This is a genomic window from Nocardioides sp. (assembly GCF_041600255.1).
Taxonomy (GTDB): Bacteria; Actinomycetota; Actinomycetes; order Propionibacteriales; family Nocardioidaceae; genus Nocardioides.
In genome coordinates this window covers 1-16982 of record NZ_JBFIKK010000076.1, presented here as the reverse complement: position 1 = coordinate 16982, position 16982 = coordinate 1, and the positions used below count along the sequence as shown (strand labels likewise).

Sequence of the window (16982 nt, the reverse complement as noted above, 5' to 3'; positions counted from 1 at the left end):
CCGTTCGAGGATAAGCGCACCCACCGACAGGTGAAACGGTTCGTCCACAGTGCTGCTCTCCCAGTCAGTGGAATCCGGCTGGCATGGCGGTAGGTACGAGGTGGCGGCTAGCGCTCTCGCCGAGACGGCTTCGTTGTATCGGCTCAGCGAGATGCAGGAGTTGCAGCCGGGTCTGCGCCAGCCGGGATGCCGCCAATCGTCGGCCATCTGCAGAGAGAACTGAAACGAAACGGCCTCTGTTTCATCTGTGCGCGAAATTCGCAACGATCAGTGCGCCATGTCCACGAACCGCGAATAGTGCCCCTGGAACGCCACGGTGATGTCGCGGGTGGGGCCGTTGCGGTGCTTGGCCACGATCAGGTCGGCCTCGCCGGGGCGGGTCGACTCCTTCTCGTAGACGTCGTCGCGGTGCAGCAGGATCACCATGTCGGCGTCCTGCTCCAGCGAACCGGACTCACGCAGGTCGCTCATCATCGGGCGCTTGTCGCCGCGCTGCTCGGGACCACGGTTGAGCTGCGAGAGCGCGATGATCGGGAGCTCGAGCTCCTTGGCGAGCAGCTTGATCTGACGAGAGAACTCCGAGACCTCGAGCTGACGCGACTCGACCTTCTTGCCCGACGACATCAGCTGCATGTAGTCGATCACGATGAGCTTGAGGTCGTGACGCTGCTTGAGCCGCCGCGCCTTCGCCCGGATCTCCATCATCGTCATGTTCGGCGAGTCGTCGATGAACATCGGCGCCGAGGAGACCTCACCCATCTTGCGCGCGAGCTTGGCCCAGTCGTCGTCGTTCATGTTGCCGTTGCGGATGTGGTTCAGCGGGACCTTCGCCTCCGCCGAGAGCAGACGCATCGTGATCTCCGAGCGCGTCATCTCCAGGCTGAAGAAGCAGCTGGTCAGGTTGTTGTGGATCGACGCCGCACGGCACAGGTCGAGGGCCAGGGTGCTCTTTCCCATGGCGGGGCGGGCCGCGACGATGATCATCTGACCCGAGTGCAGACCGTTGGTCAGGTCGTCGAGGTCGGCGAAGCCGGTCGGGACGCCGTACAGCCCGGCCTCCCGGTTGCCGATCGCCTCGATCTCGTCGAGGACGCCGTCCATGATGTCGCTGAGCGGGGAGTAGTCCTCCGAGGAGCGACGCTCGGTGATCTTGTAGACCTCCGCCTGCGCCTGGTCGACGACGTCGTCGACCTGGCCCTCGCCGGCATAGCCGATCTGGACGATCTTGGTGCCCGCGTCGACCAGCCGGCGCAGGATCGCCTTCTCCCGCACGATCTCGGCGTAGTAGCCGGCGTTCGCCGCGATGGGCACGTTGGCCGAGAGCGTGTGCAGGTACGGCGCGCCGCCGATCCGCTGGAGCTCGCCCCGGCGCTGGAGCTCGGCCGCGGTGGTGACCATGTCGACCGGCTCGCTGCGGCCGTAGAGGTCGATGATGACGTCGTGGATCGTCTCGTGCGCGGGCCGGTAGAAGTCCGTGCCCCGCAGCACCTCGGCGACGTCGGCGATCGCGTCCTTGCTCAGCAGCATCGCCCCGAGCACGGACTGCTCCGCCGCCATGTCCTGGGGCGGGGTGCGGTCGTTGGGAGAGCTCGGTCGCTCGCCGGGGGCGTACGACGCGGGGCCGTCGCCCCAGTCGTCCATCGGCGGGTCGGGCATGCCCCGGGTGTCCTGCTCGGCGATGCTCACGGGGCCTCCTGGGGCGAGAGATTCGGTTCGTCCGGTGCCAGTTGCACCGTAGGGGGAGGTACCGACAGTTGCGGACCGTACGCTCCCCGGGCACCCCGGGGACAGCCCGTTGTCCACAGGCCCTGTGCATAACTCCGACTTCCCCGTGGACGACACGCTCGTAGATGTGCACAGCATGGGGACGCTCTTGTGGACAACCAAGTTTCTCAGACGGCTGCACCCGCTCTGACCTGCACAAACATCGTTCCCGGCCTGTGGAGGAAAAACAGTTACCGGGCCGTCTCATTCACCGTCCGGTTACCTGTCCGTCGCCAGGATGTTTGTCGACAAGGCGACCGGCCCCGGGGATTCCCACAGGTAAGGACTAGTTACCCACAGGGGGTGACGCACTAGTCACCGTGGGAGCCTGAGGGGTCATCTGGTCCTTACTGTGACTACGATCACCCCATGCCGCACCCCCGGGACCGCGAGATCCTCCGCCTCGCCGGTCCGGCGTTCCTGGCCCTCGTCGCCGAGCCCCTCTTCCTGCTCGCCGACGCCGCGATCGTGGGTCGTCTGGGCACTGCCCCGCTGGCCGGCCTCGGGATCGCCGCCGCCGTCCTGCAGACCGCGATCGGGCTCTGCGTCTTCCTCGCCTACGGCACCACCGCCCAGGTCGCGCGCCGCCTGGGCGCCGCCGATCTCCGGGGCGCGATGACCCAGGGGGTGGACGGGCTCTGGCTGGCCGTCGCGATCGGGACCGTGGTCACGATCCTCGGAGTCGCCTTCACCGACCCACTGGTCGCGACCTTCGGTGCCGACGCCCGGGTCGCCGAACCGGCGGCCACCTACCTGCGGATCGCCTTCCTCGGCACCGTCCCGCTGCTGCTGATGCTGGCCGCCACCGGCGTCCTGCGCGGCCTCCAGGACACCCGGACACCCCTGCTCGTCGCCGTCGGCGGCAACGCTCTCAACATCGTGGCCAACGTGGTCCTGGTCTACGGGCTCGGTCCGATCCCGGCGCTCGGCATCGCCGGCTCGGCCTGGGGCTCGGTGCTGGCCCAGGTGGTCAGCGCTGCCGTCCTGGTCGGCGTCGTCGCCCGGGCCGCACGCCGCGAGGGTGCCTCGCTGCTGCCCGACCTGGCCGGCGTCCGGGCCTCCGGACGAGCCGCCGTGCCGCTGGTGGTCCGGACGGTCACCCTGCGCGCCGCCCTGCTGGTCACGACGTACGCCGTCGCGGCCGGAGCCGGCTCCCCGGGCACCGAGGCGCTGCACCTGGCCACCCACCAGCTCGCGCTCACGCTCTGGACCTTCCTGGCCTTCGCCCTGGATGCGATCGCGATCGCTGCCCAGGCGCTCACCGGGCGCACGCTTGGCGCGGGCGACGCCTCCGGGACCCGGGCCCTGGTCCGCCGGATGCTGCGCTGGGGGGTGGTCTCGGGGGTGGTCACCGGTCTGCTGCTGGCAGCCGGCAGTCCGTTCCTGGGCAGCCTCTTCACCCCCGATGCCGACGTGCAGTCGCTGCTCGTGCCGGTTCTCGTCGTCGCCGCGCTGGGCCAACCGATCGCCGGGCTGGTCTTCGTGCTGGACGGCGTGCTGATCGGGGCCGGGGACGGCGCCTACCTCGCCCGCGCCGGGCTGCTGACGCTCATCGTCTACGCGCCCCTGGTCCTCGCCGCCGCAGCGCTCGGGGCCGGACTGGTGGCGATCTGGGTGCTCTTCGTGGTGATCTTCATGGGGTCCCGGTTGGCCGTGCTCCGGCACCGCGAGCTGCGCGACGACTGGCTGGTGACCGGTGCCGCGACGTACGGAGCCCGGCCCCGGGCGGCCGGCTGAATCCCCTAGTCTGGCCGCCATGAAGCCCCTGCAGTCGATCGCGATGGGGCTCGTCATCATCCTGCTGGTCGCGCCCGCCGAGGGTTTCCACGGCTACGACCTGCTGCCCGACTACGTCGGCTGGCTGCTGGTCCTGCTCGGTGTCCGGGACCTCGACCTGCCGGCCGAGGCGAAGAAGAGCCTGCTCGCCCTGGCCGGGGTGGCCCTGGTGATCGCGGCCGTCTTCTGGTTCCCGGCCGTCACCGATGCCCTGCTGGAGCGGACCGCGACGGAGTCCTCGGCCATCGACTGGGCCCGCAACCTGCCCGCGCTGCTCAGCCAGGCACTGCTCTGCCACCTGCTCGCCGCCCGGGCCCGTTCGGCGGGCGACCGCCGGGCCGGCGGCTGGCTGGCCATCGCCCGCACGGCGTACCTGCTGCTGGCGGCGCTGCCGGTGTTGGTCTTCGGCGCCGGGTGGGCCGCCCTGGAGAGCAGCCTCTACATCGGCACCGGGCTGCTGACCCTCTCCTTGATCGTGCTGCTCTTCACCTACGCCTCCCGCCCCTGGGCCAGTGTGGTCAACCGCACCACGCCCGACGCCTCCGCGACGTAGCCTTGTGGGTGTCCTTCCGTTGTTCAACGGAGGGACGCGTCGTGCTCGGTCTAGGGAGTTGTTGTCATGGGGTCCGGAATTCGTCGAGGTGTCGCGCCGTGGGTGGGCGTGGTGCTGGTCTCCGCCCTGATGCCCCTGGTCGGTCCGGCCTCACCGGCCGGCGCCGCCGACCCGGTCTGCTCGTCCGAGGTGCCCAAGCCGCTGCCGCCCTCGGCCTGTGACGACGCCACCCCGCCGGAGACCAGCCTCGAGCCGCTCGTCCCCAGCCCCAACGCCGCCGGGTGGACCCGCACCGACGCCGTCACCCTGACCTTCGCCGTGGTCGAGACCGACCCCAACGACACCGACGAGATGCGGCTCGAATGCAAGCTCGAGGGCCCCTCGCAGGCCCACGACTGGCAGGACTGCACGAGCCCGCGCAGCTACACCGGCCTCACCGACACGACCGACGGCAGCCGGTACACCTTCACGGTCCGCGCCTACGACCGCTCCGACCGGGCGATCGTCTACGACAACCCGCAGACCCCGCCCCCGCCCTTCGGCACCCCGGACTACGACACGCCGGACGAGGACGCCACCCCGGAGTCGGTCTCGTGGCGCCAGGACACGGTGGTCCCGCACGCCTACGTCGTGGGCGGCCCCTACGACCCGAACGGCAGCAGCAGCCCGGTCACCGAGCAGCCCAAGGCCACCTTCCGGCTGACCGCGAGCGAGCCGGACGTCACCTACGACTGCTCGCTGAACGGCTTCGCCGTGCCCTGCAAGGAGGGCAAGGTCCCGCTGCGGAAGCTCTCCGGCGGCGACAAGGTCTTCACGGTGCTCGCCACCGACCAGGCCGGCAACCAGGACCCGAGCCTGGCCGTCAAGCAGTTCACCGTGCCGTTCAACCTGAAGGGCGGCAGGGGCTGGACCCAGCTCAACCGCAAGGGAGCCTTCAAGGGCGACCAGCTGGTGACCCGGACCCGCGGCGCCCGGGTGAAGTTCAAGGCCTCCGACGTCCGCGGCGTCCGACTGATCGCGCCGTCGGGCCCCGCGCTGGGCAAGCTGCGGGTGCGGGTCGGGCGCTCCTACTGGACCTACATCAACCTGCGCTCGGGCACGTCGCGCCTGCGGCGGGAGTACGTCATCCGCGGCCCGCGCTCGGTGGTGACCTCGGGCCAGATCGTGATCGAGTCGCTGAGCAACCGCCGGGCCGTCAAGGTCGACGCGCTGGTCTTCCCCCCCGACTGAGCCTCCCGCTCACAACCCCGAAATCACACCAGGGCCGTTCCTCCCGAAGGAGGAACGGCCCTGGTGCGTTGGTGCTGGGTCAGGCGGGGATGACGTTGAGGGCCACCGAGGCCGACACGTCGTCGTGCAGCTTGACCGAGACCAGGTGCGAACCGAGCGACTTGATCGGGTTCTTGACCGCGATCGTGCGCTTGTCGACCGGCTCGCCGGTCGCCTCGGTCAGCGCGCTGGCGATCTCGGCAACGGTGACGGCACCGAAGAGCCGCCCACCCGCGCCCGAGCGCACCTTCACGGCAACCGGACCCGACTCGAGCTTGGTCTTGATCTCGGCCGCGTGGTCGTGGTCGCGCACCGCGCGGCTGGCGCGGGCGGTCTTGATCGACTCGACGGTCTTCTCGGCGCCACGCGTCCAACGGATCGCAACGCCACGGGGGACGAGGTAGTTGCGGCCGTAGCCGTCCTTGACCTCGACCACGTCGCCGGGGGCACCGAGACCGGTGACCTCCTGGGTCAGAATGAGCTTCATCGTGTCAGCTCCTCTCAGCGACCGGTGGACGTGTAGGGCAGCAGTGCGACCTCGCGGGCGTTCTTGACCGCGATCGCGACGTCCCGCTGGTGCTGGACGCAGTTGCCGGTGACCCGACGCGCGCGGATCTTGCCGCGGTCGGAGATGAACTTGCGGAGCAGGGTGGTGTCCTTGTAGTCGACACCGGTCGCCTTCTCCTTGCAGAACTGGCAAACCTTCTTCTTGGGCTTGCGAATCACTGCCTTGGCCATTGTGGTGCTTCCTTTCGCGAAGCCCGGCGCAGAGTGGTTACTGAGCCGGAATGGTGGGCTGTCGGTTGGCTGGTGGCCGCCGGCTCAGGTGAGCCGGGCGACCGGGGTGCGGATCAGAACGGGGGCTCGTCCGAGCCCGCGCCGGGTGCACCCCAGGGGTCCTGGGCGTTCGAGGCACCCTGGTTGGACGCCTGCGGAGCAGGAGTGGCCCACGGGTCGTCGCCGCCCTGCGGGGCGCCGCCGCCCTGGCCGCCACCGCCGGAGTAACCCCCACCGCCACCGCCGGAGCGGGTGGTGCGGGTGACCTTGGCGGTCGCGTACTTGAGGGAGGGGCCCACCTCTTCGACCTCGATCTCGAAGACGGTGCGCTTCTCACCCTCGCGGGTCTCGTAGGTCCGCGACTTCAGGCGACCCGTCACGACGACACGCATGCCGCGCTGAAGGGACTCGGCGACGTTCTCCGCGGCCTGACGCCAGACCGAGCAGGAGAGGAACAGCGAGTCGCCGTCCTTCCACTCGTTGGTCTGCTTGTCGAAGGTGCGGGGAGTCGACGCGATCCGGAAGTTCGCCACGGCCGCACCCGAGGGGGTGAAGCGCAGCTCCGGGTCGTCGACGAGGTTGCCGACCACCGTGATGACGGTCTCGCCTGCCATGCGGATCTCCTAGCTCGCTGGAATGTTCTCGCCCATCGTGGCCGGAGCCGCCGACAGGCGAAAGGGTTCGTCCACAGAACCCGATGCTCAGTGAGCGTCGGGACGCATGACCTTCGTACGCAGGATCGACTCGTTGAGGGTGAGCTGGCGGTCGAACTCCTTGACCGTGGCCGGCTCGGCCTTCAGCGAGATGACGGCGTAGATGCCTTCGGCGTTCTTCTTGACCTCGTAGGCCAGCCGGCGGCGGCCCCACACGTCGACGGACTCGATCGAGCCGCCGTCCTTGCGGATGACGTTGAGGTACTTGTCGAGCGACGGCTCGATGGTGCGCTCTTCAAGGCTGGGGTCGAGGATGACCATGACTTCATAGGTACGCAAAGCGGTCTCCACCTCCTCTGGACTCGGCGGCCACGGAACTTCCGTGGCAGGAGGGCGTTGCGTTCCCCGCGATCGTCGGGTGACGGGTGCGGGGTTCCTCGTCGACCTTCCCCGTCGGTGGGGTCGGTGCAGACAAGGACGCCACAGGCTAGCAGCGGGCCGGGGGTGTCCCCAACTCGTCATCGGGCACCGACCCGGGCCTCGGGGGCGCTTCCTACGATGACGCCATGGACATCGCCATCGGAGCCCACGTCGACCAGACCGACCCCGTCGCGGAGGCGCAGGCCCGGAAGGCTCCGCTGGTGCAGTTCTTCCTCGGCGACCCGCAGAGCTACCAGGGCCCGGAGATCGCCTACCCCGGCGGCGCCGAGGCCCTCCGGGCCAGGGCCGAGGAGGCCGGGGTCGCGCTGTACGTGCACGCGCCGTACGTGATCAACGTGGCGACCACGAACAACCGGATCCGGATCCCGTCCCGCAAGCTGCTGCAGAAGCACGTCGACGCCGCGGCGGCCATCGGCGCCCGGGGGCTGATCGTGCACGGTGGCCACGTGAACAAGGCCGACGACCCGGAGAAGGGGTTCGACAACTGGCGCAAGGCGATCGAGGCGACCGACCTCAAGCTGCCGCTGCTGATCGAGAACACGGCCGGCGGGGAGAACGCGATGACCCGTCACCTCGACCGGATCGGCCGGATCTGGGACGCGATCGACGGCACGGAGGGTGCCGACCAGGTCGGCTTCTGCCTGGACACCTGCCACGCCCACGCCGGCGGCAACGCCCTGGAGACCGTCGTCGATGACGTACGACGCATCACCGGCCGGATCGACCTCGTGCACGCCAACGACAGCCGCGACGACTTCGACTCCGGCGCCGACCGGCACGCCAACTTCGGAGCAGGCCGGATCGATCCGGCGCTGCTCGCGTCCGTCGTGCGCGACGCCGGTGCGCCGGTGATCTGCGAGACGCCCGGAGGCGTCGGCGAGCACCTCAGCGACTTCGGCTGGTTGCGCTCCCGCCTCTGAGGTGGGCGGTCACTCGCCGACGGTCACGTCGAGCGTGACCTCGTCCTCGATCTCGTCCTCCCACGGCCTGGAGAGCCGGAGCACCAGGTCCCCCCGCCCCGGGTGCTGGGCCGAGAAGACGAACGCGTGGTGCCCGGCCGCGCCGGCCCTGCTGGTGGAGCTGACCACGCCCTCGTCGGCGTCCAGGGTCAGCTCCGGCGGCACCTCGTCGACCTGCCAGAGGTAGCCGGTGCCGCCGATCTGCAACAGCCGTACCTCCAGCGTGTCGCCCACCCGGAGGCGGGCGGCAGCGCTGGAGGCCGGTTCGACGATCTGGTGGCGCATGAGGTCACCAGACGTACATGTACGCGATCGTGCCGGCCGGGTCCTCGTTCGCGTACGGCGCGTGACCGGTCGCCCGGGCGTGCCCGGCCAACAGGGTCATGTTCGTCGAGCCGCTGTCGCTGAGCGGGCTGAGCCGCTTCCAACCGGCGGTCTCCAGGTGGGCCCAGGAGTTGCGGTTGGTCTGGTCGGCCCAGAGCGCGTTGATCTTCTGTCCGCTGATCGTGGCGCCTGCCGCGGAGGCGGAGAGACCGGCTGCGGAGCCGGGCGGCGCCATCGCCGGGGCCTCGCCCTCACCTGCCCCGGTCGCACTCACCTCCCCGGTGGAGGCGAGCAGCTGCAACTGCTCGGCGGTCAGCTCCTGCGGCTGCTCGGTGCGCGGCGCCGGAGGTGCCTCGGGAGCCTCGGCGGAGCGGGGATTCGTCTTGGTGCTCATGGAGTTGTCTCCTCGTCTGATGGGTCGGGTGCGGGTCAGTAGGCGTAGAGCTGGGTGATCTTGCCGTCGTCGTTGTAGGCGCCGACGAAGGCGTTCTCCTCCTTGGCGTTCAGCAGGTCGGCGAACAGGGCGGTGTGGGCGGTGTCGGTGGTGCCACCGACCAGGAGCCAGCCGGTGTTCTCCATGTAGACCCACCCGTTGCGCTGGTGTCCGCTGGCGTAGGCGCCGAGCACCTTGACGTTCCCGGTCCAGGTGCGCAGGTTGACCCCGCTGACCGCGACGTTCTGCCAGGTGTCGATGTAGCACTCGCCGTACTTGATGAGGAAGAACCCGTTCATCCCCCACCCGGTGCCCCAGCTGTTCTTGCAGATCCACGCGCCCTGGCTGTCGTCGTACCCGACGATCGCCACGCAGTGGCCGCCCGCCTGGGCGCCGGACACGTGCTTGTAGACGCCGCTGGTGTAGCCGAAGAAGTCGTTGTAGACGATGAAGCAGGCCGTCACCGGGCCGGTGTTGACCAGGTGCTGCTTGATGTCGGCGACCTTGCTGGTGAGGTCGACGCTGCCGGTGGCCTTGCCGCGGTGCGACTCCCAGTTGGCCGGCGCGGAGCCGCCGTTGGTGTTGCCCGAGGTGTAGGGCCAGTTGGCCTCGTAGGTGATGCCCTTGCTGGCACACTCGGCCAGCGCCGGCTTCGGGAGCCACCCGGTCTGACAGGTCACGCCGTGCCCGGCACCGTGGCCGTAGAAGAGGTGGGCCTCGGAGAGGTCGACGTTCAGGCCGGGCGTACGCCGGCTGTAGCGCGCCGTGCCCTCCATCACCGCGACCGAGCCGAACGCGACGCAGGACCCGCAGGAGCCCTGGTTGCGGATCGCCCCGGCGTAGTTGGCGCCACCGATGTTGCGCAGGTCGTGCTTGGCCGGGAGCGCCGTGGCGTCACCCGCCGACGGGGCGGCCGCGAACGCACGGACCTTGGCCGCCTTGCGGTCCAGTTGGGCGAGCTCGCCGGGATCCGGCAGCGGCACGCCGAGACGCATCGTGACGTCCTGGTCGGACATCCGCGTCATGGAGGTCTCCCCGGGCTCCCAGGAAGGTTCGTCGTCCTCGGCGAGCGCGGAGCGGATCGCCTCGAGGTCGACGGGGCTGTCGTGGTGGGTCATGTCGCTGTCTCCTCCGATGTCGTGGCCACGGCGTTCGCCGCCGAGGGTGTCGACCTACAGGAGGGCGACCTCCTCGCGGTGATACCGGCGCACGCCCGCCAATTTCCGCCGCGTCTCACGACCCGTTCCGCGGCACCTCCGACGGTCGGTCGGGCGCCCGGAGGTCGCTCATCCGAAGCAGACGAACGGCGCCGGCGGCGCGGCGCCGTCCACCGCTCCCACCGCGGAGGCGAGGGCCGTGGCCGGGTCCTGGCCGGCCCCCAGCGAGTGGTGCACCCGGACCAGCACGTCGTGCGCGACGTCGTCGTTCACCGCGGCCGCCGAGGCGATCACGCAGCGGGTGCCGGCGTGCAACCAGGCGGCCGTCATCCCGATCAGCTCCTCGCCGTAGCGGACCGTGGAGCGGCCCACCTCGCACGCCGAGAGGAGCACCACGTCGGGCACCGAGTCCAACTGGTCGATGTCGTAGCCGAACCAGGGGCCGTCGACGAGCTCGAGCCCGGAGAACATCGGGTTGGCCGCGGAGTGCCGGCCGTGCGCCGCCACGTGCAGCACGTCGGAGCGGGAGGCCAGCCCTGCCACGGCCGACGCCGTGGCCGCGGCACCGGCCAGCACGTGCGCCGAGGACCAGGTGCCGGCAGCCGCCCGGACCTCGTCGGCCGCCCGGGCGACGTGTGGGCCGGCGACGAATCCGGCCGTGTCCATCCGCAGCGGGCTGGTCCGTCGGCCCAGCCAGGAGGTGGCCGACTGGGCGACCGTGACGGGTCGGCCACGCAGGCCGTCGAGCAGGCTCCAGGGGACGCCGGAGAGCATCCCGGACGGCGTGATCACCAGGGAGCGCTCGCCCAGCACCCGCAGCACCGGGTGCACCAGCAGGCCGGCGAGGTCGTCGAGCCGGTCCCCCAGCTCGGCACGCACCATCCGGGTCACCGCCGCCGGCAGCCCGTCCACCGAGGCCGCCATGTCCAGGTCCGGCGCCAACCCGCCCAGGACCGCACCCAGCTGGTGCCGCGAGGCCAGGTCCACGACCTCGGCGCTGCTCCCGGTCACCACCAGCCCGACGATCCGGTCGACGGTGCCGACGTACGCGACCAACGCGGTGTCGTCGCCCAGGACCGCCTGGACCTCGTCGAGTCGGCACGGCTCGCTGACCTGACCGGAGCCGCGGTGCTGCCAGTCCTTCTCCCGGACCCGTCGGCGCAGCTCGGCACCGCGCTCGTCGGCCGCGGTCGGGCCGACAGCGTGAGGGCTGACGGCGTTGGGGCCGGTGGCCGTGGGGGCCAGCCGGCGGAGCTCGGCGAGGTCCTCGGCGATCGTCCGGTCGGCCGGCGCCCGCACCGGCGCCACCCGGCTGGCCAGCATCCGGGCCCGCTCGGACCACTCGAAGAGGACGTCCGGGCGGCCCCCCTCGACCGCGATCGACAGGCCCCGCCGGGCGACCCGGGCACCGTGTCCGGCCACCAGCGTCTGCAGGTCGAGGCTGCCGAAGGTGCTCTGCCACGAGTGCAGGTCGCGCAGCCCCACCCGCAGGTGCTGCAGCGCCCGGCCGCGCCGGCCCGCGAGGGCCTCCACCTCGGCCCGTACGTCGTGGCCGAGCAGCCGGACCGCCAGCGGGGCACGACTGCCGGCCCGGACCCTGGCCAGCCGGCGACGCGCCTCGGCGAGGTCGCCGCCCCGGGTGACGGCTCGCGCGACGTTGAGGCGCACCAGCACGGCGGCCCACACCAGGCCCTGCTCGAGCAAGGCCTCGACCAGGGCGTCCCCGCGGGCGACCAGCGCCGGGTCGGTGCTGCCGAGCTCCACCTCGCAGGCCAGCACGACGGCGTCGGCGCGCACCAACCAGGCCGCCGAGTCGGTGCGGGTGAACAGCCGCCGGGCCGCCCGCGCCGCCGAGAGCGCGGCCCCCGGGTCGGTCAGCGCCAGCGTGCGGGCCAGGGCCAGCTGCGCCTCGCCGCGGCGCTGGTGCAGGTGCCGGGAGGCATAGGCCTGGGAGGCCTCCCGCAGGGCGTGCTGACCCTCCGCGACCAGCCCGGCCGCGATCAGCACCTCGGCGCGGTCCTGGTCGCCGATCGCCTTGACCACCGGGCTGATGCCGTCGAGCACCTGCCGGGCGGAGTCCATGTGGTCCATCGCCAGCAGCAGGTCGCCGCGGAGGAAGTGCGCGTAGCCGAGGTTGTGCCTGGCCATCGCGGCGTCGATCGGCCGGGAGACCGCCGCGAGCTGGGCCACCGCGGCCTCGAAGTCGGCCACGGCGAGGTGGGGGTGGCCCTGCTGGAGGTAGACGTCACCGCGGTTCATGTGGACCTTGCCGAGCTCGGCCGGGTCGCTCAGCTCCCGGATGGCCAGGTCGAAGGAGCTCAGCGCGTCCGCGGTCTCCCCGCGCCGCATCGACAGCAGCGCGCGCTGGCCGGCGACCACGCCGCGGGTCTCCGAGCCGGGCTGGACGTGGCCCAGCGCGCTGTCGCAGAGCGCGATCGCGGCGTCGAAGTCGCCGATCTCGGCGGCCACGTAGGCCAGGCTCGCCTCGATCCGGGCCCGCAGTTCGTCCCCCTCGGCCCGCTCGCGGGCCCGCTCCAGGAGGGTCTTGGCGTGTCGGATCCGACCGCTGTTGATGGCGGTCACGCCCCGATGGTGAAGCTCTTCCGAGGAGAGCACGTCTCCATCATGGCGTCAGGACCGGATCGGCGTCACGCTCTCCACCACATCCCAGGCCCGGCGCACCGCGGAGTCGACGGTCTCGCCCGCCACCGACTGCTCGCCCAGCTTCTCCAGGAGCCCCTGGGCCAGCACCCCGGCCATCAGGGGCGCCGCGAACGACGTACCGCTCCAGACGGCGAAGCCGCCACGGAAGTCGTCGGGGTCGATCGTCTCCCGGGTGCGACCGAAGGCCCGCATCCGGGCACCCGGCAGGTTGCCCCCCTCGAAGGCCGGCATCGTGCTGACCACGGCGGCCCCCGGCACGTGGCAGCGCACCCACGGACCGGCGTTGCTGAACAGGGCATCGGTGCGGCAATTCGGGTTCAGCGCACCGACCGAGACGATCGGAACGCAGTCCGACGACGTCGGCACCGGCCCACCGCCGTCCTGCCAGGGGCCCAGGGCCGCGGGGAAGGAGGGCCGGCTGGTGGCGTCGTTCCCGGCGGAGCAGACCACGGTCACGCCGTGCCGACCGAGGTCGGAGAGGATCGCGTGCAGGGTCTCGTCGAAGAGCGCGTCCGCCGGGGTCTCGTGGTAGTACCCCATCGAGAGGCTCAGCACGTCGATCCGGCGCCCACCCGGCTCACCGGCCCAGTGCCGGCGGACCAGCTCGGCGATCTGGGTCAGCGCGGTGACCCAGTCGGACTCGACGATCGGCCCCTCCGACGGCACCACCCGCCAGGACAGGATGTCGGCGTCCGGACACCCCTGGTGCACCAGCCCGGCGATGAAGGTCCCGTGGCCCGAGAGCGGGTCGATGGATCCGTCCAGCGGACCGGTCAGGTCGCCGTGCAACTCCGGGTCCGTCGACGGGGAGGTGTGGCCGATCGGCACCCCGTCCAGGGTGACCGAGCAGTCGACCACGCCGTCCAGCCACGCGTGCGGACCGCAGCCGGTGTCCAGGATCGCCACCACCGGTCGCCGCCCCGGCAGCTCCGCCTCGCTGCGACGGTGCGGGCGCGGCCCGACGTACGCGACCGGCTGCCGGCCGCCGCTGCCGGGCACGCCGTACGTCGCCACCGCGGCCGACGGCCCGGCGCCGTGGCCGGGGTGCGAGAGGTCGTAGGGGTGGGAGAGGTCGTACGGATGACTCAGGTCGTAGGGGTGGGAGAGGTCGTAGGGGTTGGCCCCCACCGGGCGGGCGAAGACGACATGGTCGAGCCCCACCCCACGCAACCGCTCGATCCCGAACATCGCCCGGGCCTGCTGCAGCAGGGTCCAGCCGTCCGGGGCCAGGGTGGCCTTGCGGGAGCCCACCGAGAGCGAGACCCGCCGTACACCGAGCCGCAGGCCGGACAGGCGCGGGTCGTCCTCCTCCGGGTCGACGTCCCAGCCGAGCTTCTCGGCGACCGTACGCAGGATGTCCAACACCTCGGCGAAGTCCAGGGTCCGCGAGATCGTCAGCCGCGGCCCGACGTAGACCGTCGAGCGTGGGCGCACCCCCTTGACGACCAGCGCGGTGGAGGGGTCCAGCACCCGCCCGTCGACCGGCGCGATCGCCCAACTGGGCGGGGGCGCCGGATCCCGGTCGAGGGCGCTCGGGGGCAGGGTCCCGGGCCCGGTGAGCTGGGCCTCCTTCTCGCCGGGTGGCTGCATGCTGCTCCTCACGTCGGGTGCTGGCGGATGCTCGGAAGGCCGATCAGATCTCGAACGCCGGAGTGCCCAGGGCTTTCGCGCTGTCCCCGTGCGGCTCGAGCCGCAGGCGCAGCAGGCCGGGGGTCAGGCCGGCGAACTCGAAGCGACCCCGGTCGCTGACGTCGACGTCCCACTCCCGGCGGTCTCCCTGCATGGCGATCGCGCGCACGGTCATCGGGGACGGCGGCGTGAGCCATCCGTCGACCCGGGCCATCTCGCCGTCGTCGTCGACGCGGAGCAGCAGGTGCACGCCGTCGTACTCGAAGCGCAGCGAGTAGGCGGTGCTGACCCCACGCACGCCCGCCGGCTCCAGGGACCGTTCGACCAGCTGCATCAGCTCGAGGTCGAAGTCGGTGTCGGCCGTGGCCGCCACCAGTTGCATCCGCTCGACCAGGCCGGCCGGGACCGGGTCCCGTGCCTCCCAGACCTCATGGACGACGTCGAGCAACTCGTCGCGACTCATCTCACTCATCGTGCTCTCCTGCCTGCGCCAGAGCGGCGCGAAGCTTTGCCAGGCATCGTCCCCGGGTGGGTCCGATGCTCCCCACGGGCATCCCGAGCTCCACAGCCAGCTGTTGGTAGTCGGGTCGGTGCTCGAAGGCCACGATCCGCAACAGCTGCCGACAGCGCAGCGGCAGGGCATCCACCGCTCGCCACAACGAACGCTGTTCGTCCAGGTCGACGGCTGTCGACTCGGCCGAGACGGCGTCCGGCACCATCAGTGCCAGGTCCTCGTCCTCGACGGGGGTGTCCCGCCCGTCCAACTTGCTGACCCGCCACGCCTCGCGGCGTGCGGTCGTGGTCAGCCAGGCCCCCACCGCGACCGGGTCCCGCACGTTGTCCCGGCTCCGCACCAGCGCGAGCCACGTCGTCTGCACGACGTCCTCGGCGAGATCCACGGAGAGCCGGTGCGCCCTGACCACCTGCCAGAGCACCGGCGTCATCAACTTCACCAGGTCGTCCAGGCCGGCGGGGTCGCCGTCGGCCCATCGGCTGAACGCGGACGCGGCGTGCGCCCACACCTCGCCCGACCGTCGGGGGCGGCTGGGCCGACCCGGCGGCGTGCGGTTGGTCGTCGAGTGCTCCATCACGTCCCTGACCTCGGTTCGGTCACGCATCACGCTCACACCACGACAGGAGACCGGGCCCGGGAGCCTGATACCTGCCGACCCCCACCCTGACACCGATTCGCCGAGTCCGGGAGGGGGACGCGCACCCGGTAACCTCGGCGGGGTGACCCGCCCCCGCACCGGCCGACCGGCCCTGACCGTCCGTGAGATCCCGGCCGAGGAGCACCTCGCGCACCTGCGGGAGCAGCGTTCGGCGAGCTTCCTGCAGACCCCCGCCTGGGGGGCCGTGAAGGCCGAGTGGCGCCACGAGTCGCTGGGCTGGTTCCGCCCCGGCGAGGCCGGCGACGAGCTCGTGGGGGTGGCCCTGGTGCTCTACCGGCAGCTGCCCAAGGTCAAGCGCTACCTGGCCTACCTGCCCGAGGGGCCGGTCATCGACTGGACCACCCACGACCTGGCCGCCTGGCTGGACCCGATGACCGAGCACCTGCGCAGCCGCGGGGCCTTCGGGGTCCGGATGGGCCCGCCGGTGATCACGCGTCGGTGGGCGGCCGCCCAGGTCAAGGAGGGCATCGCCGACGACGCGGTACGCCGTCTCGGCCAGGTGGCGCCCGCGGAGCGCAGCGACACCGGCGCCCGGGTGGTCTCGCAGCTGCGCGAGCTGGGCTGGAAGGCCCAGTCGGTGGAAGGTGGCTTCGCGGCCGGCCAGCCGCAGTACAACTTCGTGATCCCGCTGCGCGACGCCGACGGCAACCCGCGCACCGAGGAGGACGTCCTCGCCGGGATGAACCAGCAGTGGCGGCGCAACATCAAGAAGGCCGCCAAGGAGGGGGTCGAGCTCTCCTGCATCTCCGGCACGGCGATCGGCGAGGAGCTCAAGGCCTTCCACGACCTGTACCGGCACACCGCCGAGCGGGACCACTTCACGCCCCGGCCGCTGAGCTACTTCCGGACCATGGTCGACGCGCTGGGCGCCGAGGACCCGGACCGGATCCAGCTCCACCTCGCCCACCACGAAGGCGACCTGGTCGCGGCCACGATCGCGATCCGGGTCGGCGCCCACTCCTGGTACTCCTACGGCGCCTCGTCCACCGAGAAGCGCGAGGTGCGCGGCTCCAACGGCGTCCAGTGGGCGATGATCCGCGCGGCCCTGGCGGCCGGTGCGGACGTCTACGACCTGCGCGGCATCACCGACACCCTGGCCACGGACGACCCGCACCTGGGCCTCATCCAGTTCAAGGTCGGCACAGGCGGCGAGGCCGTGGAGTACGTCGGCGAGTGGGACCTCCCGCTGAACCGTCCGCTCTACAAGGCGTTCGAGCTCTACCTCCGGCGCCGGGGCTGAGGGGCCCGCGATGAGCCTGACCCTCACCGTCGATGGCGCCCGCTGGCGCAGCCACCTGCGCGCGGTCGCCGACGAGACCCCCGGGCTGACCCCCGTGATCAAGGGCAACGGCTACGGCTTCGGCGTGGGCCGGTTGGCCCGCCGGGCCGCGTGGCTCGGCGTCGACACGAT

General features: G+C 71.5%; 18 protein-coding genes. 5 read left to right on the top strand and 13 right to left on the bottom strand.

Annotation, left to right across the window (positions count from 1 at the left end; translation table 11 throughout):
* A partial coding sequence (locus tag ABZE72_RS10410) for a hypothetical protein (RefSeq protein WP_372728955.1) occupies nucleotides 1–207 on the bottom strand: 207 nt, incomplete at its 3' end.
* A 60-nt stretch (nucleotides 208–267) separates the two neighbouring features.
* Nucleotides 268–1641 carry a replicative DNA helicase gene (gene dnaB, locus ABZE72_RS10405; RefSeq protein WP_372728957.1) on the bottom strand — a complete coding sequence of 458 codons (1374 nt, stop codon included), beginning with the start codon at nucleotides 1639–1641 and terminating at the stop codon, nucleotides 268–270.
* A 492-nt stretch (nucleotides 1642–2133) separates the two neighbouring features.
* On the opposite strand from dnaB, the gene ABZE72_RS10400 reads away from it, so the two are divergent.
* The 3 genes from ABZE72_RS10400 (at nucleotide 2134) to ABZE72_RS10390 (ending at nucleotide 5323) form a co-directional block, all read left to right on the top strand.
* Nucleotides 2134–3501 carry an MATE family efflux transporter gene (locus ABZE72_RS10400; protein ID WP_372728954.1) on the top strand — a complete coding sequence of 456 codons (1368 nt, stop codon included), beginning with the start codon at nucleotides 2134–2136 and terminating at the stop codon, nucleotides 3499–3501.
* Nucleotides 3502–3520: 19 nt separating this feature from the next.
* Entirely contained in the window at nucleotides 3521–4093 is a 573-nt protein-coding gene (locus tag ABZE72_RS10395; RefSeq protein ID WP_372728953.1) for a hypothetical protein, read from the top strand.
* A gap of 66 nt (nucleotides 4094–4159) precedes the next feature.
* Nucleotides 4160–5323: a hypothetical protein gene (locus ABZE72_RS10390; protein ID WP_372728952.1), complete on the top strand. Its 1164-nt coding sequence runs from the start codon at nucleotides 4160–4162 to the stop codon at nucleotides 5321–5323.
* Nucleotides 5324–5402: 79 nt separating this feature from the next.
* Here the strand turns inward: ABZE72_RS10390 and rplI are convergent, their stop codons facing one another.
* The 4 genes from rplI to rpsF form a co-directional block, all read right to left on the bottom strand.
* Nucleotides 5403–5849 carry a 50S ribosomal protein L9 gene (gene rplI / locus ABZE72_RS10385; protein ID WP_372728951.1) on the bottom strand — a complete coding sequence of 149 codons (447 nt, stop codon included), beginning with the start codon at nucleotides 5847–5849 and terminating at the stop codon, nucleotides 5403–5405.
* 14 nt (nucleotides 5850–5863) lie between these two features.
* Nucleotides 5864–6100 carry a 30S ribosomal protein S18 gene (gene rpsR / locus ABZE72_RS10380; protein WP_017933521.1) on the bottom strand — a complete coding sequence of 79 codons (237 nt, stop codon included), beginning with the start codon at nucleotides 6098–6100 and terminating at the stop codon, nucleotides 5864–5866.
* A 113-nt stretch (nucleotides 6101–6213) separates the two neighbouring features.
* Nucleotides 6214–6753, bottom strand: coding sequence for a single-stranded DNA-binding protein (locus ABZE72_RS10375; protein ID WP_372728950.1), 540 nt, complete (start codon nucleotides 6751–6753; stop codon nucleotides 6214–6216).
* A gap of 87 nt (nucleotides 6754–6840) precedes the next feature.
* Nucleotides 6841–7131, bottom strand: coding sequence for a 30S ribosomal protein S6 (gene rpsF / locus ABZE72_RS10370; protein WP_372728956.1), 291 nt, complete (start codon nucleotides 7129–7131; stop codon nucleotides 6841–6843).
* Between the two features lie 227 nt (nucleotides 7132–7358).
* Between rpsF and ABZE72_RS10365 the strand changes: the two genes are divergently transcribed.
* Nucleotides 7359–8153, top strand: a complete 795-nt coding sequence (locus ABZE72_RS10365) for a deoxyribonuclease IV (protein ID WP_372728949.1) — start codon at nucleotides 7359–7361, stop codon at nucleotides 8151–8153.
* Nucleotides 8154–8162: 9 nt separating this feature from the next.
* On the opposite strand, the gene ABZE72_RS10360 is transcribed toward ABZE72_RS10365, so the two are convergent.
* From ABZE72_RS10360 to ABZE72_RS10330, 7 genes are all read right to left on the bottom strand, one after another.
* Nucleotides 8163–8477, bottom strand: a complete 315-nt coding sequence (locus ABZE72_RS10360; RefSeq protein WP_372728948.1) for a protease inhibitor I42 family protein — start codon at nucleotides 8475–8477, stop codon at nucleotides 8163–8165.
* A 4-nt stretch (nucleotides 8478–8481) separates the two neighbouring features.
* Nucleotides 8482–8910, bottom strand: coding sequence for a hypothetical protein (locus ABZE72_RS10355; RefSeq protein ID WP_372728947.1), 429 nt, complete (start codon nucleotides 8908–8910; stop codon nucleotides 8482–8484).
* Nucleotides 8911–8945: 35 nt separating this feature from the next.
* A complete protein-coding gene (locus tag ABZE72_RS10350) occupies nucleotides 8946–10067 on the bottom strand; it encodes a C1 family peptidase (RefSeq protein WP_372728946.1) in 1122 nt (373 codons plus the stop codon).
* Between the two features lie 168 nt (nucleotides 10068–10235).
* Nucleotides 10236–12689 (bottom strand): CHAT domain-containing protein, encoded by a 2454-nt coding sequence (locus ABZE72_RS10345; RefSeq protein ID WP_372728945.1) that lies wholly within the window; start codon nucleotides 12687–12689, stop codon nucleotides 10236–10238.
* Between the two features lie 48 nt (nucleotides 12690–12737).
* The gene (locus ABZE72_RS10340; RefSeq protein WP_372728944.1) at nucleotides 12738–14360 is read right to left on the bottom strand and encodes a S8/S53 family peptidase; all 1623 of its coding nucleotides are present in this window, start codon (nucleotides 14358–14360) and stop codon (nucleotides 12738–12740) included.
* A gap of 43 nt (nucleotides 14361–14403) precedes the next feature.
* A complete protein-coding gene (locus ABZE72_RS10335; protein ID WP_372728943.1) occupies nucleotides 14404–14871 on the bottom strand; it encodes a hypothetical protein in 468 nt (155 codons plus the stop codon).
* Entirely contained in the window at nucleotides 14864–15517 is a 654-nt protein-coding gene (locus tag ABZE72_RS10330; protein WP_372728942.1) for an RNA polymerase sigma factor, read from the bottom strand. The genes ABZE72_RS10335 and ABZE72_RS10330 overlap by 8 nt, the downstream gene beginning before the upstream one ends.
* A gap of 115 nt (nucleotides 15518–15632) precedes the next feature.
* On the opposite strand from ABZE72_RS10330, the gene ABZE72_RS10325 reads away from it, so the two are divergent.
* A complete protein-coding gene (locus ABZE72_RS10325; protein WP_372728941.1) occupies nucleotides 15633–16811 on the top strand; it encodes a lipid II:glycine glycyltransferase FemX in 1179 nt (392 codons plus the stop codon).
* Nucleotides 16812–16982 lie beyond the last annotated feature (171 nt).

Coding starts and splice junctions, on each gene's coding strand:
- rpsR (WP_017933521.1), bottom strand. CDS start 6,100: ATGGCCAAGGCAGTGATTCGCAAGCCCAAGAAGAAGGTTTGCCAGTTC.
- ABZE72_RS10335 (WP_372728943.1), bottom strand. CDS start 14,871: ATGAGTGAGATGAGTCGCGACGAGTTGCTCGACGTCGTCCATGAGGTC.
- dnaB (WP_372728957.1), bottom strand. CDS start 1,641: ATGGACGACTGGGGCGACGGCCCCGCGTCGTACGCCCCCGGCGAGCGA.
- ABZE72_RS10390 (WP_372728952.1), top strand. CDS start 4,160: ATGGGGTCCGGAATTCGTCGAGGTGTCGCGCCGTGGGTGGGCGTGGTG.
- ABZE72_RS10350 (WP_372728946.1), bottom strand. CDS start 10,067: ATGACCCACCACGACAGCCCCGTCGACCTCGAGGCGATCCGCTCCGCG.
- ABZE72_RS10400 (WP_372728954.1), top strand. CDS start 2,134: ATGCCGCACCCCCGGGACCGCGAGATCCTCCGCCTCGCCGGTCCGGCG.
- ABZE72_RS10365 (WP_372728949.1), top strand. CDS start 7,359: ATGGACATCGCCATCGGAGCCCACGTCGACCAGACCGACCCCGTCGCG.
- ABZE72_RS10330 (WP_372728942.1), bottom strand. CDS start 15,517: ATGCGTGACCGAACCGAGGTCAGGGACGTGATGGAGCACTCGACGACC.
- ABZE72_RS10395 (WP_372728953.1), top strand. CDS start 3,521: ATGAAGCCCCTGCAGTCGATCGCGATGGGGCTCGTCATCATCCTGCTG.
- rplI (WP_372728951.1), bottom strand. CDS start 5,849: ATGAAGCTCATTCTGACCCAGGAGGTCACCGGTCTCGGTGCCCCCGGC.
- ABZE72_RS10375 (WP_372728950.1), bottom strand. CDS start 6,753: ATGGCAGGCGAGACCGTCATCACGGTGGTCGGCAACCTCGTCGACGAC.
- ABZE72_RS10360 (WP_372728948.1), bottom strand. CDS start 8,477: ATGCGCCACCAGATCGTCGAACCGGCCTCCAGCGCTGCCGCCCGCCTC.
- ABZE72_RS10340 (WP_372728944.1), bottom strand. CDS start 14,360: ATGCAGCCACCCGGCGAGAAGGAGGCCCAGCTCACCGGGCCCGGGACC.
- ABZE72_RS10355 (WP_372728947.1), bottom strand. CDS start 8,910: ATGAGCACCAAGACGAATCCCCGCTCCGCCGAGGCTCCCGAGGCACCT.